This window comes from Streptomyces sp. NBC_01257 (assembly GCF_035917255.1).
Classification (GTDB): Bacteria; Actinomycetota; Actinomycetes; order Streptomycetales; family Streptomycetaceae; genus Streptomyces.
On the sequence record NZ_CP108472.1, the window covers coordinates 3,844,017 to 3,865,534 of the forward strand.

At 71.5% G+C, this 21,518-nt stretch carries 21 protein-coding genes and 1 tRNA gene; 9 read left to right on the forward strand and 13 right to left on the reverse strand.

Annotated features, from left to right (window positions below; genetic code table 11):
* Positions 1-33: 33 nt before the first annotated feature.
* Positions 34-606 carry a TetR/AcrR family transcriptional regulator gene (locus tag OG408_RS16305; protein WP_266779817.1) on the reverse strand — a complete coding sequence of 191 codons (573 nt, stop codon included), beginning with the start codon at positions 604-606 and terminating at the stop codon, positions 34-36.
* 181 nt (positions 607-787) lie between these two features.
* Here OG408_RS16305 and OG408_RS16310 point away from each other — a divergent pair, with 181 nt between their 5' ends.
* The 3 genes from OG408_RS16310 to asnB all read left to right on the forward strand — a co-directional run bounded on the left by OG408_RS16310 (position 788) and on the right by asnB (position 7,493).
* On the forward strand, positions 788-4,072 hold the full coding sequence (locus OG408_RS16310; RefSeq protein ID WP_326670505.1) for a S41 family peptidase: 3,285 nt from the start codon (positions 788-790) through the stop codon (positions 4,070-4,072).
* 365 nt (positions 4,073-4,437) lie between these two features.
* On the forward strand, positions 4,438-5,448 hold the full coding sequence (locus tag OG408_RS16315; protein ID WP_326670507.1) for a MarR family transcriptional regulator: 1,011 nt from the start codon (positions 4,438-4,440) through the stop codon (positions 5,446-5,448).
* 215 nt (positions 5,449-5,663) lie between these two features.
* Positions 5,664-7,493 carry an asparagine synthase (glutamine-hydrolyzing) gene (asnB, locus tag OG408_RS16320; RefSeq protein WP_266779820.1) on the forward strand — a complete coding sequence of 610 codons (1,830 nt, stop codon included), beginning with the start codon at positions 5,664-5,666 and terminating at the stop codon, positions 7,491-7,493.
* A gap of 84 nt (positions 7,494-7,577) precedes the next feature.
* On the opposite strand, the gene OG408_RS16325 is transcribed toward asnB, so the two are convergent.
* Together OG408_RS16325 and OG408_RS16330 are read right to left on the reverse strand one after the other, a co-directional pair.
* A complete protein-coding gene (locus OG408_RS16325) occupies positions 7,578-8,006 on the reverse strand; it encodes a nucleoside deaminase (RefSeq protein WP_266779821.1) in 429 nt (142 codons plus the stop codon).
* The gene (locus OG408_RS16330; RefSeq protein ID WP_326670510.1) at positions 8,003-8,854 is read right to left on the reverse strand and encodes an LLM class flavin-dependent oxidoreductase; all 852 of its coding nucleotides are present in this window, start codon (positions 8,852-8,854) and stop codon (positions 8,003-8,005) included. Before OG408_RS16330 ends, OG408_RS16325 begins: the two co-directional genes overlap by 4 nt.
* Positions 8,855-8,948: 94 nt before the next feature.
* Here OG408_RS16330 and OG408_RS16335 point away from each other — a divergent pair, with 94 nt between their 5' ends.
* A complete protein-coding gene (locus OG408_RS16335) occupies positions 8,949-9,410 on the forward strand; it encodes an Lrp/AsnC family transcriptional regulator (RefSeq protein ID WP_266779823.1) in 462 nt (153 codons plus the stop codon).
* Positions 9,411-9,553: 143 nt separating this feature from the next.
* Here the strand turns inward: OG408_RS16335 and OG408_RS16340 are convergent, their stop codons facing one another.
* The 4 genes from OG408_RS16340 to OG408_RS16355 form a co-directional block, all read right to left on the reverse strand.
* Positions 9,554-9,784: a hypothetical protein gene (locus tag OG408_RS16340; RefSeq protein WP_266779824.1), complete on the reverse strand. Its 231-nt coding sequence runs from the start codon at positions 9,782-9,784 to the stop codon at positions 9,554-9,556.
* Between the two features lie 88 nt (positions 9,785-9,872).
* The gene (locus OG408_RS16345; RefSeq protein ID WP_266779825.1) at positions 9,873-10,766 is read right to left on the reverse strand and encodes an SDR family oxidoreductase; all 894 of its coding nucleotides are present in this window, start codon (positions 10,764-10,766) and stop codon (positions 9,873-9,875) included.
* A complete protein-coding gene (locus OG408_RS16350; protein WP_326670513.1) occupies positions 10,763-11,680 on the reverse strand; it encodes an alpha/beta fold hydrolase in 918 nt (305 codons plus the stop codon). The genes OG408_RS16345 and OG408_RS16350 overlap by 4 nt, the downstream gene beginning before the upstream one ends.
* Positions 11,677-13,203: a flavin-containing monooxygenase gene (locus OG408_RS16355; protein ID WP_266779827.1), complete on the reverse strand. Its 1,527-nt coding sequence runs from the start codon at positions 13,201-13,203 to the stop codon at positions 11,677-11,679. Before OG408_RS16355 ends, OG408_RS16350 begins: the two co-directional genes overlap by 4 nt.
* Before the next feature lie 195 nt (positions 13,204-13,398).
* Between OG408_RS16355 and OG408_RS16360 the strand changes: the two genes are divergently transcribed.
* The gene (locus OG408_RS16360) at positions 13,399-14,049 is read left to right on the forward strand and encodes a MerR family transcriptional regulator (protein WP_266786223.1); all 651 of its coding nucleotides are present in this window, start codon (positions 13,399-13,401) and stop codon (positions 14,047-14,049) included.
* Positions 14,050-14,055: 6 nt separating this feature from the next.
* Here the strand turns inward: OG408_RS16360 and OG408_RS16365 are convergent, their stop codons facing one another.
* Complete coding sequence (locus OG408_RS16365; RefSeq protein WP_285564990.1) at positions 14,056-14,880, reverse strand: exodeoxyribonuclease III; 825 nt, start codon at positions 14,878-14,880, stop codon at positions 14,056-14,058.
* A 50-nt stretch (positions 14,881-14,930) separates the two neighbouring features.
* On the opposite strand from OG408_RS16365, the gene OG408_RS16370 reads away from it, so the two are divergent.
* Positions 14,931-15,413, forward strand: a complete 483-nt coding sequence (locus OG408_RS16370) for a GNAT family N-acetyltransferase (RefSeq protein WP_266779829.1) — start codon at positions 14,931-14,933, stop codon at positions 15,411-15,413.
* Between the two features lie 31 nt (positions 15,414-15,444).
* On the opposite strand, the gene OG408_RS16375 is transcribed toward OG408_RS16370, so the two are convergent.
* Genes OG408_RS16375 through OG408_RS16385 form a run of 3 tightly spaced genes read right to left on the reverse strand, consistent with a single transcriptional unit; the run spans position 15,445 to position 18,055 of the window.
* Positions 15,445-16,284, reverse strand: a complete 840-nt coding sequence (locus OG408_RS16375) for an alpha/beta fold hydrolase (protein WP_326670517.1) — start codon at positions 16,282-16,284, stop codon at positions 15,445-15,447.
* Positions 16,281-17,072 carry an SAM-dependent methyltransferase gene (locus tag OG408_RS16380; RefSeq protein WP_266779831.1) on the reverse strand — a complete coding sequence of 264 codons (792 nt, stop codon included), beginning with the start codon at positions 17,070-17,072 and terminating at the stop codon, positions 16,281-16,283. Before OG408_RS16380 ends, OG408_RS16375 begins: the two co-directional genes overlap by 4 nt.
* A gap of 50 nt (positions 17,073-17,122) precedes the next feature.
* Positions 17,123-18,055: an alpha/beta fold hydrolase gene (locus OG408_RS16385; RefSeq protein WP_326670519.1), complete on the reverse strand. Its 933-nt coding sequence runs from the start codon at positions 18,053-18,055 to the stop codon at positions 17,123-17,125.
* A gap of 639 nt (positions 18,056-18,694) precedes the next feature.
* On the opposite strand from OG408_RS16385, the gene OG408_RS16390 reads away from it, so the two are divergent.
* Both OG408_RS16390 and OG408_RS16395 read left to right on the forward strand, forming a co-directional pair.
* Positions 18,695-19,237, forward strand: coding sequence for an RNA polymerase sigma factor (locus tag OG408_RS16390; RefSeq protein ID WP_285564994.1), 543 nt, complete (start codon positions 18,695-18,697; stop codon positions 19,235-19,237).
* The gene (locus OG408_RS16395) at positions 19,234-19,722 is read left to right on the forward strand and encodes a hypothetical protein (RefSeq protein WP_285564995.1); all 489 of its coding nucleotides are present in this window, start codon (positions 19,234-19,236) and stop codon (positions 19,720-19,722) included. The genes OG408_RS16390 and OG408_RS16395 overlap by 4 nt, the downstream gene beginning before the upstream one ends.
* 38 nt (positions 19,723-19,760) lie before the next feature.
* Here the strand turns inward: OG408_RS16395 and OG408_RS16400 are convergent, their stop codons facing one another.
* Complete coding sequence (locus tag OG408_RS16400; RefSeq protein ID WP_266779832.1) at positions 19,761-20,660, reverse strand: alpha/beta fold hydrolase; 900 nt, start codon at positions 20,658-20,660, stop codon at positions 19,761-19,763.
* An 85-nt stretch (positions 20,661-20,745) separates the two neighbouring features.
* Here OG408_RS16400 and OG408_RS16405 point away from each other — a divergent pair, with 85 nt between their 5' ends.
* Positions 20,746-21,222 (forward strand): MarR family winged helix-turn-helix transcriptional regulator, encoded by a 477-nt coding sequence (locus tag OG408_RS16405; RefSeq protein ID WP_266779833.1) that lies wholly within the window; start codon positions 20,746-20,748, stop codon positions 21,220-21,222.
* Between the two features lie 158 nt (positions 21,223-21,380).
* Here the strand turns inward: OG408_RS16405 and OG408_RS16410 are convergent.
* A tRNA-Ala gene (locus tag OG408_RS16410) sits at positions 21,381-21,454 on the reverse strand.
* Positions 21,455-21,518: the final 64 nt, after the last annotated feature.

Consider the following 21,518-nt stretch of genomic DNA (forward strand, 5'->3'; position numbering starts at 1 on the left):
CCGTACGTGCCGTGGGGACGGCAGGGACGGCTGTCAGACTCCGAGAGCGGGGAGGATCACGGAGTCGAGATAGTCGAAGAGGAACGCCTGGTCCACCGGGCGGTCCTCCACCAGCTGCCGAGCGGCGAACGCGCCGATCAGCATGTGCGGCAGATACTTCAGCGCCGGATTGTCCGGACGCAGCTCTCCCCGGTCCACGGCTCGGCGCAGCAGCAGGTCGAGACCGGTCATCTCCGGTTCGATCAGCAGCTCGCGCAGGGCCTGCAGCAGGTCGGGGTTCTCGTGAACGGCATGGCTCAGACCCCGCATCAGCGCGGAGTCCTTCTCCATCTGGCAGTCGTCGCTCCGGCCCAGGACGGCATGGAAGTCACCGCGCAGCGAGCCGGTGTCGACCTCGCCGAGGGAAACGGGCTTGTTGTGCCGCAGAGCTGTGACGACGAGGGTCGGCTTGCTCCCCCACTGGCGGTAGAGGGTGGCCTTGCTGGAATGGGTACGTGCGGCGACGGCGTCCATCGTGAGGGCGTCGTAGCCGACCTCGCGGAGCAGGTCGAGCACGGCGGCGTACAGCTCGCTCTCACGCTCGGGCGTGAGCCGTGTGCGTGCCATGTGTCGACCTCCTGTCCCCTTGAGCCCGGTCCATCGGTACGTCAGTCCGTACATCTATCCATCGAACGAAACTGTTTCGTACACATCGACGGTACCCCGCCGACCCAGCGAAACGAAATCGTTTCGCTTGTGTTCCGCACCACAAGTTGCCGCGGCCCCCTCACGCGGAAAGCATTGGGGGGTGAGTGACGACGTCTCGTATCTCCGGTTCCCGCACCTCCACGAGGATCTGCTCTGCTTCGCCGCAGAGGACGATCTCTGGGTCGCCCCCCTCGCCCCCGAGGGCGAGGTGCCCGGACGCGCCTGGCGCCTGACCGTCGACCGCACCAGAGTCAGCCATCCGCGCTTCTCCCCCGACGGGACCCGGATCGCCTACACGACCTGGCGCAGCCTCGACCCCGAGATCCATCTGGCACCGGTGGCAGGCGGCCCGGCCCGCCGGCTCACCTACTGGGGCTCGACGGACGCCCGGGTCTGCGGCTGGACCCCCGACCCGGGCGACGCCGCGCAGATCCTCGCCGTGTCCTCGCACAACCAGCCGTTCTCGTACTTCTCCTGGGCCTACAGCGTGCCCACCGACGGCAGCCCCGGCGGGCGGCTGCCGTGGGGCCCGGTCTCCGACATCGCGGTCACCGACGTCGAAGGCGAGCGGCGGACCCTGCTGCTCACCGGCACACCGCCGCACGAACCCGCCGCCTGGAAGCGGTACCGGGGCGGGGCGACGGGCCGGCTGTGGCTGCACGGCGAGCGGCTGCTCCCGGACATCGACGGGCACCTCGCATCCCCGATGTTCGTCGGGGGCCGCATCGCCTTCCTCTCCGACCACGAGGGCGTCGGCAACCTCTACTCCTGCCGGCCCGACGGCACCGATCTGCGCCGCCACACGGACCACGACGCGTTCTACGCCCGGCACGCCTCCAGCGACGGGCGGCGGGTCGTCTACCAGTGCGCGGGCGAGGTGTGGCTGGTCGACGACCTGGAGTCGCCCGACGCCGTGCCCCGGAAGCTGGAGGTCCGCCTCGGCGGCCCGCGCGCGGGACGTCGTACGTACCAGGTACCGGCCGCCAGCAACGTCGACTCGCTCTCGGTCGACGAGACCGGCCGCGCCAGCGCCGTGTCCGTCCGCGGCAGCCTCTACTGGCTCACCCACCGCGACGGCCCCGCCCGCACCATCTCGGACACCCCCGGTGTGCGCGTACGGCTGCCGGAGATGCTCGGCAGCAGTGGCCAGGTCGCGTACGTCACCGACGCGGAGGGCGAGGACGCGATCGAGATCGCCTCCCTGCCGCGGGCCAGCGGCGACCGCGCACCGCGCCGGCTCGCCTCCGGCCTGGTCGGCCGGGTCCAGGAGCTGATCGCCGACCCGGACGGCGAACGCCTGGCGATCGCCTCGCACGACGGCCGGCTGCTCCTGCTGGACACCGACGAGGAGACGTCCACCGGCGAACCCACCGAGCTGATCCGCTCCGTCAACGGTCCGGTCCGCGATCTGGCGTTCTCGCCTGACGGCGCCTGGCTGACCTGGTCGCACCCAGGCATCGGGCGCTCGCTGCGCAAGATCAAGCTCGCCCGCATCCAGGGGACCGGCGCCCCCGTCATCGTCGACGTCACCAACGGCCGCTTCGAGGACGAGAACCCCGTCTTCACGGGCGACGGGCGCTATCTGGCCTTCCTCTCCTGGCGCGGCTTCGACCCGGTCTACGACGTGCACACCGGGGACCTCTCCTTCCCCCTGGGCTGCCGCCCGTACCTGGTCCCGCTCTCCTCCGCGACCCCGTCCCCCTTCGCCCTGTCCCCCGACGGACGGCCGGCCGCGGGCGGCCTCGACCCGGTGGACTCCGACGAGGCGGGCACGGCCGAGGGCTCCACGGTCACCGTCGAGTTCGAGGGCCTGGAGAACCGGGTCACCCCCTTCCCGGTCTCCGCCTCCAAGTACTCGGCGCTGTACCCGGTCAGCGGCGGAGGGCTGGTCTGGCTGCGCTGGCCGATCTCCGGCGCGCTCGGCGAGACGTTCGCCAACCCGGCGGACATGTCGGGCCGCCCGACACTGGAGCACTTCAGTATCGCCAAGGCGAAGAAGACCGAACTCGTCGACCACCTCGACTGGTTCGCCGTCAGCGGCGACGCCTCCCGGCTCGTCGTCATGGACGACGGCGAACTGCGCGCCGTCCCCGCGACCGAGCCCGGCGACAACGACTCCACCGTCTACCTGGACCTGCGCCGCATCCTGCACGAGGCGGACCCGCCGGCGGAGTGGCGGCAGGCGTACGGGGAGGCGGGGCGCCTCATCCGCTCCTACTTCTGGGAGCCGGACATGTGCGGCATCGACTGGCCGGCGATCCTCGACCAGTACCGCCCCCTGGTCGAACGGGTCGCCACACCCGACGAGTTCGCCGACCTCCTCCGCGAGGTCCTGGGCGAGCTGGGCACGTCCCACGCCTACGTCTCCCCCGCCCGCCGCAACGAGGGCCCGCCCCACTACCAGCGCGCGATCGGCCTGCTCGGCGCCAACATCGCCTGCCGGGACGGCGACTGGACCCTGACCCGGATCCTGCCGGGCGACTCATCGGACTCCAAGGCCCGCTCGCCACTGGCCGGTACGGGCATCCGCGAGGGCGCGGTCCTCACCCACGTGGACGGCCGCCCGGTCGACCCGGTCACCGGCCCCTACCCCCTGCTCTCCGCCGCGGGCGGCACCACGGTCGAACTGACCTTCCGCCCGGCCGAGGGCGAGGGCCGCTCCCGCCGCGTGGCGATCGTCCCGCTGGTCGACGAACGCCCGCTGCGCTACCAGGACTGGGTGGCCAAGCGCCGCGAGGTCGTCCGCGAACTGAGCGGCGGCCGCTGCGGCTACCTCCACATCCCCGACATGGGCGGCTCCGGCTGGGCCCAGTTCAACCGCGATCTGCGCCTGGAGGTCTCGCGCCCGGCGCTGATCGTCGACGTGCGCGGCAACGCGGGCGGCCACATCAGCGAGTTGGTCATCGAGAAACTCACCCGCACGATCCTCGGCTGGGACCTCACCCGGGACGCCCAGCCCGTCTCGTACGCCTCCAACGCCCCCCGGGGCCCGGTCGTCGCCCTGGCCGACGAGGCGACATCCTCCGACGGCGACATGATCACCGCCGCGTTCCGCCTGCTGAAGCTGGGCCCGGTGGTGGGCCAGCGCACGTGGGGCGGCGTGGTCGGCATGACGGGCCGCCACCGCCTGGGCGACGGCACGGTGATCACGGTCCCGATGAACGCGGCCTGGTTCGACACGTACGGCTGGTCCGTGGAGAACCACGGCGTGGAACCGGACCTGGAGGCGCTGCGCACCCCCCTGGACTGGGCGGAGGGCAGGCACGCGGTACTGGACGACGCGGTCCGGGTCGCCCTGGACCTGCTGGCAGCGCACCCCCCGGCGACACCGCCGACGTACGACACGGCCCCGAACAGGCGGCGGCCGCCGCTGCCGCCGAGGTAGGGGCGACGGGGCGCTTCGGGGCCCGGGGCCCGGGGCTCGGAACTCGGGCATCGAGCTCCGAGCCCCGGCCCCCGAGCCCCGGAGGCCCTGTTCACTCTTTCGTGGGTACGTGACGGGGGGCTCGCCCCGAGTCTCGAACGTCGGGATTCGAGCGATGCCTGACAACCGGCAGGTAAAGGAAAGGGGTTGGGGAAACCTCCCCCACCTCCCCGACCCGTAACGGCGAGCAAGTGTGACCGTTTGTGACCGACTTGCGGCGCAGAGTCGCGACTGCTTACGGTGCCTCAACGTAACGACCCCGACGCGGTGTTGAAGCACCGGCCGGGGTCTCACCCCAAGATCGAAAACCAAGGAACACCGATCTCGTGGCTATCCAGAACCTTAGCTCCGCCCTGCCGACACCCGCAGTCCCCGCCTCGCACCCGAAGGCCGGCCCCGGCTACGGCAAACGCTCCGTCCCGGACCAGCGCCCGCCCCGGGCCGACGACTTCACGCTCCTCCCGGAGCGGGAGCGGTACATCGCCGGATACGTCGACCAGCTCCCCGAGGGCGCGGCGATGAACATCAAGTCCCTCGCCAAGTGCCAGCCGCTGTACGGACAGATGGCGGTCGGCAGCGCGCTGCGGGCCCTGGGCGTGGCCGGACACCTGCGCCACGCGCGGTGCGCGGTCGGCGAGGGCGACCAGGTCCGCTGGGTCACCCGCACCTTCTGGTCGCGCACGGCCCGGGACAACGAGTGGTGGAACACATACCTCACCGCCGAGGCGGAACACCGCGCGCCACAACCAGTGGCCGCGCCGCCCACGCCCCCTCCCCCGTGGGTCCCGGCCGAACCCGAACCGCCCGTAGCGGCTGCGCCGGAACCGCCCGCCCCGGTCGTACCGAAGCAGCGCACCGCCCCGGCGGACGCGTCACCCGCCTACCTCGCCCTGACCCGCCTGGGCCCCGCCGACAAACGCCTGGGCCTCTCCGAGGACGACTGCCGGGAGCTGGAGGAGCTGGCCGCCGAATGGTTCGCACGCGGCGTGAACACCGACTACCTCGTCCACACCGTCACGGCGGGACTGCCCGAGACGGTCGACTCGCCGCTCGGCTTCGTCCGGAAGCGCCTCGTCACCAAGCTCCCGCCCCGCCTGCCCGCCGCCGCGACAACCGCACCGGCGGGCGGCACTCCAGCACCCCGCCTGATGGCCGAGTGCACCGACTGCGGCGCGCCCGGCAAGGCGGAGGCGTTCCGGGACGGCCTGTGCGGACCCTGCCGCCACCCCGCCCGGAACCCCGACGCCGCCGGCCCGGCTTCCGCCGGGGAGCCCGGCATCGAGCGCGACATCCAGGCCCACGTGAAGCGGCTCCGCGAACAGCTGAGACTGCGCTGAGACGTGCAGGACCTTCCGGGCGCGAACGCCTCGTCGCAGCCCCGTCGCGTGATTGGCTCAAAGTTTTTCGCGCCGTACGAAACCTGCCGTTAACAGGAATTTACCTGTCTGAAATGCCACACAGGCAATCGGCGACTCGACGTGGACTCGTTGCATGTATAGGGCAACAGTCGTCTGGGGCAACCCTCTTCGATCGAGTGAATCGAGGTTCTCGCATGTGCGGAATCACCGGCTGGGTCTCCTACCGCCGCGATCTGACGCAACACCAGGACAGCATCGACGCCATGACGCAGACCATGTCGTGCCGTGGTCCCGACGCCACCGGCGTATGGGTGTCGCCCCACGCCGCCCTCGGGCACCGGCGCCTCGCCGTGATCGATCTGCCGGGCGGCGCGCAGCCGATGACGGTGGCGACCCCCGAAGGCCCGGTCTGCATGGTCTACTCCGGCGAGGCGTACAACTTCACCGAACTGCGCTCGGAACTGCGCCGCGCCGGACAGCGGTTCGACACCGACTCCGACACCGAAGTGGTGCTGCGGGGCTACCTCGTGTGGGGCGAGCAGCTCGTGGACCACCTCAACGGCATGTACGCCTTCGCCATCTGGGACGCGCGGACCGAGCGCCTGGTGATGATCCGCGACCGGATGGGCATCAAGCCGTTCTACTACTACGAGACCGAGGACGGCGTCATCTTCGGCTCGGAGCCCAAGGCGATCCTGGCCAATCCCGCCGTCGCCCCCGTCGTCGGTCTCGACGGCCTGCGGGTGCTCTTCGCCGGGGCCAAGATCCCCGGCGCCGCTGTCTGGGAAGGCATGCACGAGGTGCGGCCCGGCGAGATCATCGTCCTCGACCGCGGCGGAATCCGCCGCCACACGTACTGGCAGCTGCATTCCGAGCCGCACACCGACAGCAAGGACCAGACGGTCGCCCACGTACGCGAGTTGCTCGACGACATCGTTCAGCGCCAGCTCGTCGCCGACGTGCCCCGCTGCACGCTGCTGTCCGGCGGCCTGGACTCCTCCGCGCTCACCGCTCTGTCCCAGATCCATCTCGCACCCCAGGGCGAGACCGTGCGCAGCTTCGCCGTCGACTTCCCGGACCAGGACAAGCACTTCCAGGCCATCGACATCGCGCCCACCCAGGACACCCCCTACGTCCACGCCCTCGCCGAACACGTGGGCTGCGCCCACCAGGACATCGTCCTGGACGGGGCGGCCCTGTCGGCCCCGGAGGTCCGCCGCGCGGCTGTCGGCGCCCGCGACCTGCCGACCGGCATCGGCGACCGCGACAACTCCCTCTACCTGCTCTTCGCCGCGGTCCGCCGCCACTCCACCGTGGCGCTGTCCGGCGAGTCGGCGGACGAGGTGTTCGGCGGCTACCCGTGGTTCCACGACGAGCGGCGGTACGCCGACACCTTCCCCTGGCTGGCGGGCTCGAACTCACTGGTCGATTCGGGCAGCCAGATCAGCGAGGACCTCAGGCCCGCCCTCGGCCTCGCCGACTACGTCGCCGAGAGCTACCGCACAGCCGTCGCGGAGACGCCCCTCCTGGACGGTGAGACCGGCCTCGACCAGCGGATGCGGGTGGTCAGCTACCTCCACCTGACCCGCATGGTGCAGGTCCTCCTGGACCGCAAGGACCGGATGAGCATGGCTGTCGGCCTGGAGGTCCGCGTCCCGTTCTGCGACCACCGTCTCGTGCAGTACGTCTTCAACGCCCCCTGGTCCCTCAAGACCTTCGACGGCCGCGAGAAGAGCCTGCTGCGCGCAGCCACCCGGGACGTCCTGCCCGAGTCGGTCGCCAACCGCAAGAAGAGCGGATACCCCGGCACGTTCGACCCCGCCTATGTCGAGGCCATCCAGTCCCAGGGGGCCGGCCTGCTGCGGTCCGGGCACACGGCGACGGACCTGGTCAACCGTGAGCGCCTCACCGAGGCCACCAGCCTCCCGGCCGCCGACCTGAACCAGCAGCAGCGGATGCTCCTGGAACGGACCCTCGACCTGGGGGCGTGGTTCGACCTTCACCACCCGACGGTCAAGGTCTGACCCCGGCGAGGAGTCCGGTACAGGCAGGGGCCCGCGGCTCGCACCACACCGCCTTGCCGTGCGGCCCCTGCACAGAGCAGCGGGTCAGCCGTAGTACGGCTCCATCACCGCCCGTACCTCCTCCAGCAGCTCCGGTCCCTCCTGCGGCACGGGCGGGCGGCCGTTGCCCGGCCTGATGTCCAGGAGCTGTTCGCCGGACAGGGCGAACACCACGCGGCGCAGCCCCGCCTGCTGGATGGCCGCCTCGCACATCGGGCACGGCTGGCAGCTGGTGTACATCGTGGTGGCCGCCGCCGTGGGCGCGTCCAGTTCTCTCGCCGCCCATCGCGCGAGCTTCAGTTCGGGGTGTGCGGTGATGTCCCGGTCGGTGAGCGTCGTGTTGCGGTCCTCCGCGAGGACCGTCCCGTCCGGTCCCGTCAGCAGCGAGCCGAACGGTGGATTGCCGCTGTCGCGCGCCTCGGCCGCGAGGGCGATGGCGCGCCGGAGGAGGGTGTGGTCGTCGGGCGTGGTCATGACTGCTCCTTCAGCTGGAGGTGCGCGGCCACCGTGGCGAGTGCCTGCTGGGCAGGCTCCGGGTTGCTGGTCTCGCGGGGGTCGCCGTTGTACGGGTCGAGGACGACCGTGTCGGCGCCCAGCAGCCGCAGCTGGTCGAGGTCGTCCATGATCTGGTCGAGCGTTCCCTCGCCGGCGAGGCGTTGCGGGCCGTCGACCGGGGCCCGGGTGGGACGGAGCACGATCCGGGGAGCGAAGGCGGGCACGGGGAGGCCCTGTTCGTACCCGGTCGACCTCAGCCGGTCCGCGGCTTCCCGCAGCCAGGGCATCGTGCAGCGCAGCGGGTGCCAGGCGTCACCGAGCCGCACGGCCCGGCGGATGCCCGCGTCGCTGTTGCCGCCGACCCACAGCGGGATCTTCCCGCTTCCGTACGCGGTCGTGTCGGACCAGGCGGCGCGCATGTCCCGCAGGGCCGTGTCGGTCAGCCGTCCCCGCTGTTCGAAGGGGATGCCGAGGGCGGCGAACTCCTGCCGCGCCCAGCCCACCCCCACGCCGAGAACCAGCCGGCCGCCGCTGAGCGCGTTCAGGTTGGCCGCCATCCGGGCGGTGAGCAGCGGGTGCCGGTAGGGGGCGATGAGGACCGTCGTGCCGAGCCGGATCCTGGTGGTGAGGCCGGCAAGCCAGGACAGGGTGGTGAAGGGCTCGTAGAAGGGGGCCGGATACTGCTCGGCGACGTCGGGCGTGATGGCGATGTGGTCGGAGACCATCAGCAGGTCGAAGCCCAGTCCCTCCACGGTCCGGGCCCAGTCGTGCAGGACTCCGGGGTCGGTGCCGGGTCCGAAGTTGAGGACGTTCACTCCGATCTTCACAGGGGCGAGCCTAGCCAGGCCGTACCGGCGGGCAGAAGGGATTCCTGCCTGTCCGGGCGGAGTTCACCCGGGGATCCCCCGGTAATCTGCGCGAATGGCCGAGAATCTTGATGCGACCGACTGGGCGATACTCGACGAGCTCCAGCGGGACGGCAGGATCGCCTTCACGGAGCTGGCCCGGCGGGTGAACCTGAGCGCGTCGGCGACGACGGAGCGGGTGCGGAGGCTGGAGGCGGCCGGGGTCGTCACGGGGTACCGGGCCGAGGTGGATCTGGAGCGGGCCGGATACGTGGCCCTGGCGGTCGTCCGGCTGAAGTACCCGGGGAGCCGGCACGAGCCGCTGCACCGGATGCTCCGGGAGCGGCCGGAGATCCTGGAGTGTCTGCGTACCACCGGGGACGACTGCTACGTCCTGAAGGTGGCGGCCACCTCGATGGCGCACCTGGAGGAAATCGTCGACGCGCTGGCCGAGTTCGGGAGCACGACCACCAATCTCGTCTTCAGCCGGACGCTGCCGCCGCGCGGCCCGCGGGAGCCACGCGCCCGGACTTCGTAGGGCCAACGTTCTTTTGTGCGAGCACAGTTCGCCGTCCGGCCCGTGCCGCACCGGGCAGCGGCCGGGCACCCGCGCCACGTGGAAGGGCGTACCCGGAACGAACCGGGTACGCCCCTCGACACGCAACGCTCAGCAGCGCGACGTCAACGGTCGAAGCGCTCCCGCACGTCGTCCGCCGCACCCTGGGCGCGGTCGCGACCCTGCTCGGACGCCTGGCGGGCACGGTCGGACACGTCCTGACGACGGTCCTGGCCCTGGCCCTGGTCCTGGCGCTGACCCTGACGCCGGTCTTCGCCCTTGCCGCCCTTCATCTTCTTCTGACCCTGGTCGGCAAGCTCCTGCGCCTTGTCCTTGAACTGGTCGGCGATGCCCATGCTGTTCACTCCTATGTGGGGGTGCGTGGGGATGGCCCCGTGGGGGCCTCGACCAGACTTACACGACCGGACATGCCTCGCATTTCGATCATTCACGCTGCGTGCGCGCCGCACGTTCGTCCTGGTCAGCGGCGCCTCCCGCGCCCACGAGACCGGTGCCGACGCCTTCAAGACGCGACCCGAACCGCTTCATCTCGCGCTGGCCGACCACCCCGATCAGCGACGGCAGGTAGCCGCGTACGGACTGCATGCCGCGCAGCCACCACTGGGCGTAGACGTGCGGCGAGCGGCGCTCGATGCCCGCCACGATGCGGTCGACGGCGGGGCCCAGCGGGTACGTGCGGTTGGACGGCCAGGGCAGCCGCTGGCGCAGCTCCCGCATCACGTCGTCCTCGTCCGCACCGCGCACCATGTCGGTGTCGGTCCAGGAGAGGTAGCCGACGCCGACCTTCACGCCCCGGTAGCCGACCTCGGCGCGCAGGCTGTGCGCGAACGCCTCGACGCCCGACTTGGACGCGCAGTACGCGGTCATCATCGGGGCCGGGGTGATCGCGGCGAGCGAGGCAATCTGGAGGAAGTAGCCCCGGCTCTCCATCAGGACCGGCAGGAACGCCCGGCCGGTCACCGCGCCGCCGATGAGGTTGACCTCGATGACCCGTCGCCAGGCCACCGGGTCGGAGTCGACGAACGGGCCGCCGGAGGCGACGCCCGCGTTGGCGACGACGATGTCGACCTTCCCGAAGCGCTCCTTGACCTCCTGCGCGACCTGCGCCATCGCCTCGTGGTCGGTGACGTCCGCGTGCCAGTGGCCGCTGTCCCCGTGCAGCCGCTCGGAGACCTTCTTCAGTTCGTCCGGCTCCAGGCCGACGAGCGCCAGCGTCGCCCCGCGCGCCGAGAGCTTGCGCGCCAGCAGTTCGCCGACGCCGCGTGCCGCGCCCGTGACGACGACGACCTGTCCTTCGAGACTCCGCCTGCCGCTCATGCGACCTCCTCCTTGCCCTCGGCCTCAGTCGTACCGCGTACCGGGAGGTACGCGGTCACCAGTTCGCGGATCTTCGCCGTGACCGCCTCCGGCGCCTCGACGGGCGTCATGTGGCCCATGCCCGCCAGTTCGGTCAGCCCGAGACAGTCGGGCAGCGCCGCGGCGACGGCCCGGGCGTGGACGGGCGGCGTCAGCCGGTCGTCCGTACCCGCGATCACCGCGGTGGGCACCCGCAGTTCCCGTACGCCCTCGTCGAGGTCGAGGTCCGCGAGGACGTGGCCCCAGGCGACCCGGGCGCGCCTCGGGCAGTCGTGCACGATCCGTGCGCAGGCGTCGACCCGGTCCGGGGCCGAACCCGCCCCCATCGTCCCGTACTTGAGGAGACGGCGGGAGAGCGGAGTGACCGGTCCGAGCGGCGCCCGCGCCCCGAGGATCGCACGCGTCATCCGGGTCCGCACGGCGCCGGGCCGCATCGGCACGACGAGGGATTCGGCGAGCAGTCGCGAGCTGCCGGTGCTGCAGAGCAGGACGGCGGCCGTGTGCTCGCGCAGCCCGGCCCGGCGCGACGCGGACATGATCGTCATGCCGCCCATGGAGTGCCCGGCGAGAACGGCCTTCTCCCCCGGGGCGAGGGTGGCGGCGAGCACCGCTTCGAGGTCGTCGGCCAGCGCCTCGGTGCTGTATCCGTCGCGTCCGGCGACCGGTGAGGTGCCGTGGCCGCGCTGGTCGTAGGCGATGACGCGGTGGTCGACGGCGAGGTCCCTGATCTGCGCGTCCCAGAAGCGGGTGTTGCAGGTCCAGCCGTGGGAGAGGACCACGGCCGGGGCGCCGTCCTGGCCGTGCACCTCGACGTGGATGCGGGAGCCGTCGGCGGAGACGGCCATGAGTTCCCGTGCGGGCAGCGGCCGGCTCATCCCGCCACCTCCTCGGCGACGGCGGCGGAATTCTTCGTGTCCTTCGCCGCCGTGACGCGTACGACCTCGTACTCCGCGAGGTCGACGTTCCGCGTCGCCTTGCGGAACTCGGCGGTGGTGCCGGGCCAGACCGTGGTGTTGCGTCCGCTCGCGTCCAGGTACCAGCTGGTGCAGCCGCCGGTGTTCCAGACGGTGCGCTTCATCCGCTCCTGGACGCGGTGGTTCCAGGCCCCGACGGCCGAGGGGCGTGCGTCGAGTGCGACCCGGCCGCCCAGCACGTCCAGCTGGCGCAGGTAGTCGGCCATGTAGTTCAGCTGGGACTCGATCATCAGGATCATGGACGAGTTCCCGAGGCCGGTGTTGGGGCCGATGATCGTCATCCAGTTGGGGAAGCCGGCCGCGCTCGCACCGCGCAGGGCCTGCATGCCGCCCTTCCAGGACTCGGCGAGCGTGATGCCGTCGGCGCCCACCACCCGTTCGGCGATCGGCATGTCGGTGACGTGGAAGCCGGTGCCGAAGATGATCGCGTCGGCCTCCGTCTCCGTACCGTCGGACGCCACGAGCGTCGAGCCGCGCACCTCGGCGAGCCCGGAGGCGACCACGTCGACGTTGGGCCGGGCGAGCGCCGGGTAGTAGGCGCTGGAGAGCAGGATGCGCTTGCAGCCGATGCGGTACGAGGGGGTCAGCTTGGCCCGCAGTGCCGGGTCCTTGATCGACCGGGCCATGTTGGACTTGGCTATCCGCTCGATCAGGCCCAGCTGGTCCGGGTGCTTGGTGAAGGCGCTGACCTGCAACTCCCGTATGCCCCACAGCAGTCCGCGGCGCGCGGTGCCGGTGACCGGGACCGCGCGGTGCAGCCAGCGCTCGGCGCCGCTGATGGCGCGGTCCATCCGCGGCATGACCCACGGCGGGGTGCGCTGGAAGAGCGTCAGCTTCCCGGCCTTGGGCTGGATCGCGGGCACGATCTGGATCGCGGAGGCCCCGGTGCCGATCATCGCGACGCGCTTGCCGGTCAGGTCGGCGTCGTGGTCCCAGCGGGCGGAGTGGAAGACCTTGCCGGGGAAGTCGGCGAGCCCCGGGATGTCGGGCGTCTTGGGGTCGGAGAGCGGGCCGGTCGCGGAGACGACGACATCGGCGACGACCGTCGTGCCGTTCGCACTCTCGATGACCCAGTTCAGCGCCTCGTTGTCCCAGCGCATCATCGTCACCTCGTGGTTCAGCCTGAGGTGCGGGCGCAGCCCGAAGGTGTCCGCGACGTGCTCCAGGTAGGCGCGGATGTGCTCCTGCCCGGAGAAGGTGCGCGGCCACTCGGGGTTGGGTGCGAACGAGAACGAGTAGAGGTGGGACGGTACGTCGCATGCGCAGCCCGGGTAGCTGTTGTCGCGCCAGGTGCCACCGACCGACGCGGCCCGTTCCAGGATCAGGAAATCGGTGATGCCTTCGCGGCGCAGCCGGACAGCGGCCCCGAGACCCCCGAATCCTGATCCGATCACCGCCACTCGTACGTGCTCGTGCTGGGCCATGCTGCCGCCTCCCGCGGGTACGTCACACGACTCTGCCAGCAATCACTGGCATTGTTGGGAGAGTAGAGCAGCCGCGTACCGATGGGTAGGGGTCCGGCGGGGGAAAGTTACCGGCGGTACAACTTCGGCCTCCCGCACGGCCCGGGCCGATAGGGTGCGGGGGTGGCAGAAGGACGCGAGCACCGCGAATACCGGATGGAGGAGCTGGCGAAGGAGGCCGGCATCCCGGTCCGTACCCTGCGCTTCTACCGGGAGCGCGGCCTGATCTCGCCGCCCCGCCGCGAGGGCCGCATCGCCTGGTACGACGACCACCACCTGGCCCGCCTGCGCACCATCTCCGGTCTGCTGGAGCGCGGCCACACCCTCACCGGCATCGCCGACCTGGCCCGCACCTTCGAGAGCGGCCGCGATGTCGCCGAGGTGCTGGGCCTGGGCGAACCGACCGAGGAGACCCCGGTCCGGCTCACGCCCGAGCAGCTCGCGGACTACTTCGAGGGCGAGTCCACCCCGGAGAACCTGGCGACCGCCATGGAGCTCGGCTACCTCGGCACGGACGGCGACGAGATCGTGCACATCAGCCGCCGCCTGCTGGAGGTGTCGGCCGAACTGGTGCGGGAGGGCGTCCCGCTCGCCGAGGTGCTCGCCTCCGGCCGCCGGGTCCGCGAGCACGCGGACGCCCTGGCCGACCTCTTCGTCGCCACCCTGCGCGCCCACAGCACGGAGGCCGAACCACCCCAACTGCGGCCGCTGGCCCGCGCGGTGGTGGACGCGGAACTCTCCATGGCGCTGGACCGGCGGCTGCGGCGCGACGCGGAGGCGGCGCAGCCGCCGAAGGCCTCGGAGTAGGCCCTCCTACTGCTCGTACACCACCGTCACCGGCGCGTGGTCGCTCCACCGCTCCCCGTGCGTGGCGGCCCGCTCCACCCACGCCTTCACCGCGCGCGCGGCCAGCCCGGGGGTCGCCACCTGGTAGTCGATACGCCAGCCCGTGTCGTTGTCGAAGGCGCGGCCCCGGTAGGACCACCACGAGTACGGCCCCTCCACATCCGGGTGCAGGGCGCGCACGACGTCGACGTACGCGGCCTCACCGAAGACCCGGGTCAGCCACTGCCGCTCCTCGGGGAGGAACCCGGAGTTCTTCTTGTTGCCCTTCCAGTTCTTGAGGTCGGCCTCCTGGTGGGCGATGTTCCAGTCCCCGCACACCACCACCTCGCGGCCCTCGGCGGCGGCCCGCACCTTCAGGCCGGTGAGGTAGGGCAGGAAGGCCGCCATGAAGCGCTCCTTCTCGTCCTGCTTCTCGGTACCGACCTCGCCGGAGGGCAGGTACAGGCTCGCGACGGTGACACCGGGCAGGTCGATCTCGACGTACCGCCCGCTCGCGTCGAACTCCTCGGCACCCCCGCCGCCCTCGCCCCCGAAGGCGCCGAAGCCGATCTGCACGCGCTCGGGTGCCCGGCGGGAGTAGAGCGAGACCCCGGCCCGGCCCTTGGCTGCGGCCGGCGCGTGGACGGTGTGCCAGCCCTCGGGCTCACGCACCCCCTCGGGCAGCTGCTCCGGCTCGGCCCGTACCTCCTGGAGGCAGATCACATCGGCGTCGGTCTGCGCGAGCCATTCGACGAAGCCCTTTTTCGCGGCGGCGCGGAGACCGTTTACATTCACGGAGGTCACAGTGAGCATCCCGGCACGATACCGACACCACCCGCTCGCATACATGTACCATCATTCGCATGATTATCCAGCCGCGTCCTTACGACCACCCCGACGCCGTCAAACTCAATGACCAGGTGCAGCTCGAATACGCCGAGCGGTACGGGGACGAGGGCGACATCACACCGCTGGACGCCACGATGTTCGACCCGCCGCACGGTCTGTACCTGCTCGCGTACGACACGTCGGACCGCCCGGTGGCCACCGGTGGCTGGCGCTCGCAGGAGCGCAACGACGAGGGCTACTCGGACGGTGACGCCGAGCTCAAGCGGATGTTCGTGATACCCGAGGGGCGCGGCCACGGCCTGGCCCGCCGCATCCTGGCCGCCCTGGAGGACGACGCCCGCGCGGCGGGCCGGGTCCGCATGGTGCTGGAGACCGGCGACCGGCAGCCCGAGGCGATCGCGCTGTACCTCTCCAGCGGCTACACGCCCTGCGAGAAGTTCGGCCACTACCGGACGTACGAGAGCAGCCGCTGCTTCGCCAAGCCGCTCCGGGGCTAGGGCGCTACATTCGCGCCAAGCCGCTCCGGGGCTAGGGCGCTACCTTCCGGCCATGCCCTGGTCCGCGCGCCAGGAACCGCACCAGCGCCTCGTCGAACGCTTCGGGCCGCTCCAGGCCGGGCAGGTGCCCGGCCCCCTCGATCACCACCAGTTCCGCCCCCGGGATCAGTTCGTGCAGGCCCCGGGCATCCGCGACCGGCGTGTAGAAGTCGTCCGCGCCGACGACGACGAGGACCGGCACCCGCGCCCCGGCGAGCGAGCCGCGGTAGTCGGGCCGCTCCGCCCGGCCCCGCAGCGCGGCCGCCGCGCCCTCGGGATCGGTCCCGCGCATCATCCCCAGCACCTGCGCGGCGACGTCCGGCAGCGCGGTGACGTTGTACGGGGCGAGCATCTTGCCGATCACCTCGTCCGCGTACCCGTCCATCCCCTCGGCGAGCAGCCGGTCGGCCAGCCGGTTGCGGAACGCCTTGCCGTCCTCGGTCTCGGCGGCCGGAGAGGTGTCGGACAGCACCAGCGCCGCGACCCGCCCCGGGTACGAGCGGTGGAACTCCATCGCGATCTGCCCGCCCATCGACACCCCGCCGACGACGGCCCGTGCGACGCCCAGGTGGTCCAGCAGCGCGGCGATGTCGCAGGCGAAGTCCGCGAGCAGGGTGCGGCCGGGGACGACGCCGCTCTCCCCGTACCCGCGCAGGTCGGGCACGATCACCCGGCGCCCGGCGGCCACCAGCACGGCGGCCTGCCGCTGCCACATGGTGCGGTTGAACGGATGCCCGTGGACGAGGACGACGGGCGGCAGCGGACCGTCGGCCGGCCCCAGGTCGTCATGGGCGAGCACGGTGCCGTCCGCCGCCGTGAACCGGCCGCTCACCGGACCCGCCCGACGCCCACGTAGAACCCGCTGCGCACGACGACGGGCGCGGGCTCCTCGCGGTACCACTCGGTCGCGGGGACGAGCCCCGGCTCGACGAGGTCGAGCCCCGCGAAGAACTGCGCCACCTCGGCGTGGGTACGCATCCGCAGCGCGATGGCACCCTTCCGGTACGCCGCCTCGGTCTCCTTCCGCAGCTCCGGATGCTGGTCTGCGGTGCCGTGCGAGAGGACCAGATAACTGCCCGGAGGCAAGGCGTCGACCAGGGTGCGGGTGATGCCGTACGGGTCCTGGTCGTCCGGCAGGAAGTGCATCAGCGCGATCAGGGACAGGGCGATGGGCCGGTCGAAGTCCAGCAGGTTCCTGGCCCGTTCGAGGATCGCCTCCGGCTGCCGCACATCGGCGTGGAGGTAGTGCGTGGCCCCCTCCGGCGTACTGACGAGGAGCGTCTCCGCGTGCCGCAGGACGATCGGGTCGTTGTCCGCGTAGACGACCCGGGCCGTCGGCGTGACCGCCTGGACGATCTGGTGGAGGTTGGGCTCGGTGGGGATGCCGGTCCCGATGTCGAGGAACTGGTCGACACCGTCCCGCGCCAGCCAGGCGGAGGCCCGGTGCATGAACGCCCGGTTGCGCGCGGCGTTCCCACGCGTCTCCTTCGGCAGCGTCCGCCCGAACTCCTGGTCGGCCGGGTAGTTCTCCTTGCCGCCCAGGAACCAGTCGTAGACGCGGGCGGGGTGGGGCCTGCTGGTGTCGATCGGGGGCTGGGACTCGGGTATTCCTGCCGTCACTGGTCGCTCCTCGATGCGGAGAACTGCACGGGCGGGTACGGGGTTTCAGCCTAGGCGACGCCGCGGCGCGGAGGTTCCCCAGCGGATCGGATCCCGCCGGCGAAGAGCCGGCGAGCCGTCGCGGCGACCAGTTCGGGACGCTCCTCGTGGAGGTAGTGGCCGCAGTCCGGGACGATCTCGATCCGCAGGTCGTCGGCGTACCGGGGCGCCGGCGTGAGCACTCCCGGCGGCAGCATGAAGTCGCGCTCGCCGCCCAGGATGACGGTCGGGGTGATCAGCCTCAGCCGTCCGTAGCGACCCGACACCAGGCGGGCGATGTCCCGCAGCGCGAAGGCGCGGTGCAGCGTCTCACCGGCCCTCGCCCGCTCCGGCTCCTGGCTGGAGCGGACGAACCCGGCCATCACGTCCGGCTCCCAGACCGCCCGGTCCACCACGCCCCTGCGCATCAGGAAGGACGTGAACCCGGGCCGTCGCCGCAGCAACCACCTTCCCAGCAGCGGCTGTTCGAGCAGGGCGGTGTACCAGAACCGCCAGGACTGCGGCATGAGCCGTCGGTGCGACGGCCAGGGGTGGAGCATGTTGAGCGCCAGGTAGTGCCGGATGCGATCCGGCGCCCGCAAGCAGACGTGGAATCCGGTCCACGCCCCCCAGTCGTGGCCGATCAGCCGGACCTGGGCGAGATCCATCGCATCGAGCAGCGCGAGCACATCGGCGACTCTGCTGTCGGTGTCGTAGCCCGTGCGCGGCGCGTCGGACCAGCCGAAGCCACGCTGGTCCACGCAGATGAGGCGGTAGCTGCCCGACAGCAGCGGAATGATCCGCCGCCAGCCGTACCAGTGCTGCGGAAAGCCGTGCAGCAGCACGACCGGTTCACCCTGCCCCGCCTCGGCGATGTGCAGACGCACCCCGCGCACCCGCACATAGCGGTGGGTCACACCTGCCAGTTCGGGCAGCGGGAGTGCGAGGGTTTCGACGGTGTCCATGGGCGCTCCTGGGGTGTCGGGCCGTGCTGTTCAGCCGGTCGGCCGGCCGATGGGGCGGCCGGTCGATCGGTCAGGAGGCAGCGGATGCGTCAAAGGTTCCCCGGTCGCCCTTCGCACACCGAGTCTTCGGGCCCGTCCGGTGGCGCGGGATCAGCCCCAGGCCGATCGTCTGCCGTCTGGCCCTGAGCAGAAGCGACCTGACGGCTCCTATGGGTATGTCTGCAGGGCTAAGACCTTTTGCTCGCCGAGGCCTTCGACATGCCGCCTGCCACGGCGACTGCCCCGGCCCGCCGTCGACAGGCGTACGCGAGCGCCTCGCGTACCGCGACCGCCGCACCCAGCCGCACAGGGCTCCGGGACAATTGAGTCTGGCGAGACGGCGAAGACCACGATCCGGCACCCTGTCCCCCGCGGCGAACCGGCGGGGCCGAGGCACCGGCCGCCGGGCACGGCCCCCTCCGCGCCCTTCCGGCGCTCTCGCGGAGGCCTGCCGCGACCCCGGTGCTCCGTACGTTTTCGGACAGATTCCGATGCGCGGGAGTGTCTGGCCCCGGTCGCGCCTCCTTACCCACGACGCCCCGGAACCGACGCCCTTTCCGGAGCCGCGCAGGCATCGAACACCGGGGAGGAGAAAGGCACATGACCACAGCTGGTACGGATCCTCCACCCGAGACGGAGGACCCATGGGCCGCGGCCGCCGTTCTCGTACGGGCGGCGCAGGCCGGTGACGCACTGGCCATGAGCGATCTGATGGGCCTGCTCACGCCGTACGTCGCCCGGCTGTGCCGGCCGATCGCGCCCGGCCACGGCGACGACGCCACCCAGGAAGCCCTCATCGCGGTCTTCCGGGGCCTGCCCCGCCTCCGGGATCCCAGGACCCTGTACGCGTGGGTGCGCACCATCACGGTCCGCGAGGCGGTGCGGGTGGCGCGCCGGGCGGAGCGCGAGACGCCGGTGTGCGAGTTCGAAGACATCGCCCGGCCCGGCAGCCCCGAACTGTCCGTGGACGTGCGTGACGTCCTGAGCCGGCTGTCCGGCGACCACCGCGCGGCCCTGGTCCTGCGCGAACTCGAAGGACTTGACGAGCGGTCGGCGAGCGAAGTCCTCAACATCTCCCGCGGCACGATGAGGTCCCGTCTCCATCGCGCCCGTCACAGCTTCCGAAAGGCGTGGCCACGATGAGCACCGACTGGCCGACGGCGAACCTCGATCCCGTCCGGCGTCTGCGTGTCATGGCGGAGGGGCTGCACGCCGCGATGTACGCCGAGGCCCACCTCGACCTGCCCCTGGCCGAGATCTGGGCGGTCGCCGGGGACCTGGAGGGGGAACTCCCCCACCTGGTCCCCACGATCCGCGCATTCCGCTGCCGCCCCACGGGCACGGACCGCTTCCACGCTGACGCCGACGGCCCCCTCGGCCACACGGCCCGCTTCGAGGTCCTGCTGGAACCCGGGTGGTGCCTCATGCAGAGCCGGCGGATCGTCGGCGGCATGGCCGCGGTCGAGGAAGGCGACGGCTGCCGCTTCGCGGTGCTCGGCGCGCTCCGCCGCCCCGGATCGGCGTCGCTCCAGAAGGCGCTGCGCCCGCTCGGCCGCTCCAGGGGCCGCCTGATGATCGAGCGCACCGCCCGGCGCGCCCTGATCCACAGGTGGCGCGCCACGCCATGACGGCCGCAGGCAGAAGGCCGGCGCTCCCCCGCCCCCGTTCAGGCCCCCTTCTCGTCGACCTTCCCCGTGAACCGGAGAAGGACGGCCGCGAGCTCCTCGGGCGCCTCCTGTGCGATGAGGTGGCCGACCCGCGCGAGATGCACCGCGGTGACCTCGCCGGCGGACACCTGGCGGAAGGTCGCCTCGGTGATCCCCCGGTGACCGGCGGCCTCGACGGTGAGGACGGGCACGGAGATCGGGTGCGACGCGGCGAGAGCCCTGGTCGCGCCGTCGTCGGAGAAGACGCCGCGGTAGAGCCCCTCCGTGCCGCGCCAGGCGTTCGGGCGCGCATAGGTCCGGACGAACTCGTCGACATCCGCTTCCTCGATGACCCCCTCCGTCCCGCTCATCAACGGGAAGGCCCAGTCGGTCAGGAGCTCGCGCTCATGGCCCGGAAGGAGCATGCCGGGTATCCCCGAGGCGCCGAGGAACCCGACGTGCCAGGAACCGTGGTTGTTCACATCGGCGAGGGCCTCGAAACCGAACCCGGCCAGGGCCGTCTCGACTCCGGTGAAGCTGATGACGTCCTCGGGGTGCGTCGCCGCGAAACGGAATCCCGTGCCGCCGCTGATGTCCTGGCACAGGAGATGAACGGGGCCCTCGCCGATGTGCCCGACGAGATGGTGCAGGTCCTCGGCGGACACGGCCTCGCCGTACTCGGTGTCGGCGTTGCTCGAATCGCCGAACCCGCGGAGGTCGAGGGCGAACACCCGGTGGGTCCGCGCCAGGAGCGGAATCAGCTTCCGGAACGCCCACCACGTCTCCGGCCAGCCGTGCACCAGCAGGATCGGGGAGCCGCCGGTGCCGGCGGAGACGTAGTGCAGTCGCGTGCCGTTGACGTCGGCGAGGTGATGGGTGACGCCGGGCAGGGTCGCACCGGAGGGCGTGGTGATGGTCACGAGCAGCTCCCACATAGGCAACCTGGTTGCTCACCACGATAGGCAACCAGGTTGCCCATGTCAAAGGTGACCGTATGCTGGCCGCATGTCCAGATCAGGCGCCGATCTCGCCCTGCTCCTGCTCGCCGGCTTCCGCACCCTGGCGGACCGAGCCACCACCGAGCTCGCCGAACGCGGGTACGAGGACGTACGGACGGTGCACGATTTCGCCCTCCACTCCATCCTGTCCGGCGCGGACAGCGTCTCCGAGCTCGCCCGCAGGATGTCGGTGACGCGGCAGGCGGCCGCGAAGACGATCGCCGTACTGGAGGAACGCGGCTACGTGGCACGCCGCCCCGACCCGGCCGACCGCCGCCGGACGCACCTCCACGTCACCGAGCACGGCCTCGCCCTGCTCGGCCAGGGCGAGGCCGTCTTCGACGAGCTGCGTGAGCGATGGGAGGAGCAGGTGGGCGCGGAGTCCCTCGCCGTACTGGAGGAGGCGCTCCGGTCCCTGGTCGGCGACCGGGCGATCCGCCTCGACTCCCCGGGCTGGATCGCGCGCGACCCCGACGTGCCGTAGACCCGGCGGTGCTCCGGAACGGCGGCTCTCAAGAACAAGGGTGAGCCATGGGGCGGATGTGACGACCCGTCCGGCCGGATCCGCCCGGTGACGCCCTTCCGCCGGGAGACGCCAAAGAGCCCCTACCGAGTTTCCCCGGCAGGGGCTCTGAGCTGCGGTGGACCTGTGGGGATTTGAACCCCAGACCCCCTCGATGCGAACGAGGTGCGCTACCAGACTGCGCCACAGGCCCTTGCAACGAGTGAAACTTTAGCACCCTCAACGGGGTGGTCGGAAATCCGTTCCGCGCTGGTCAG

Excerpts from the sequence above, each read along its gene's own strand:
- OG408_RS16305 (WP_266779817.1), bottom strand. The coding sequence starts at position 606 with ATGGCACGCACACGGCTCACGCCCGAGCGTGAGAGCGAGCTGTACGCC.
- asnB (WP_266779820.1), top strand. The coding sequence starts at position 5,664 with ATGTGCGGAATCACCGGCTGGGTCTCCTACCGCCGCGATCTGACGCAA.
- OG408_RS16325 (WP_266779821.1), bottom strand. The coding sequence starts at position 8,006 with ATGACCACGCCCGACGACCACACCCTCCTCCGGCGCGCCATCGCCCTC.
- OG408_RS16335 (WP_266779823.1), top strand. The coding sequence starts at position 8,949 with ATGGCCGAGAATCTTGATGCGACCGACTGGGCGATACTCGACGAGCTC.
- OG408_RS16340 (WP_266779824.1), bottom strand. The coding sequence starts at position 9,784 with ATGGGCATCGCCGACCAGTTCAAGGACAAGGCGCAGGAGCTTGCCGAC.
- OG408_RS16345 (WP_266779825.1), bottom strand. The coding sequence starts at position 10,766 with ATGAGCGGCAGGCGGAGTCTCGAAGGACAGGTCGTCGTCGTCACGGGC.
- OG408_RS16350 (WP_326670513.1), bottom strand. The coding sequence starts at position 11,680 with ATGAGCCGGCCGCTGCCCGCACGGGAACTCATGGCCGTCTCCGCCGAC.
- OG408_RS16355 (WP_266779827.1), bottom strand. The coding sequence starts at position 13,203 with ATGGCCCAGCACGAGCACGTACGAGTGGCGGTGATCGGATCAGGATTC.
- OG408_RS16360 (WP_266786223.1), top strand. The coding sequence starts at position 13,399 with ATGGAGGAGCTGGCGAAGGAGGCCGGCATCCCGGTCCGTACCCTGCGC.
- OG408_RS16365 (WP_285564990.1), bottom strand. The coding sequence starts at position 14,880 with ATGCTCACTGTGACCTCCGTGAATGTAAACGGTCTCCGCGCCGCCGCG.
- OG408_RS16370 (WP_266779829.1), top strand. The coding sequence starts at position 14,931 with ATGATTATCCAGCCGCGTCCTTACGACCACCCCGACGCCGTCAAACTC.
- OG408_RS16385 (WP_326670519.1), bottom strand. The coding sequence starts at position 18,055 with ATGGACACCGTCGAAACCCTCGCACTCCCGCTGCCCGAACTGGCAGGT.
- OG408_RS16390 (WP_285564994.1), top strand. The coding sequence starts at position 18,695 with ATGACCACAGCTGGTACGGATCCTCCACCCGAGACGGAGGACCCATGG.
- OG408_RS16395 (WP_285564995.1), top strand. The coding sequence starts at position 19,234 with ATGAGCACCGACTGGCCGACGGCGAACCTCGATCCCGTCCGGCGTCTG.
- OG408_RS16405 (WP_266779833.1), top strand. The coding sequence starts at position 20,746 with ATGTCCAGATCAGGCGCCGATCTCGCCCTGCTCCTGCTCGCCGGCTTC.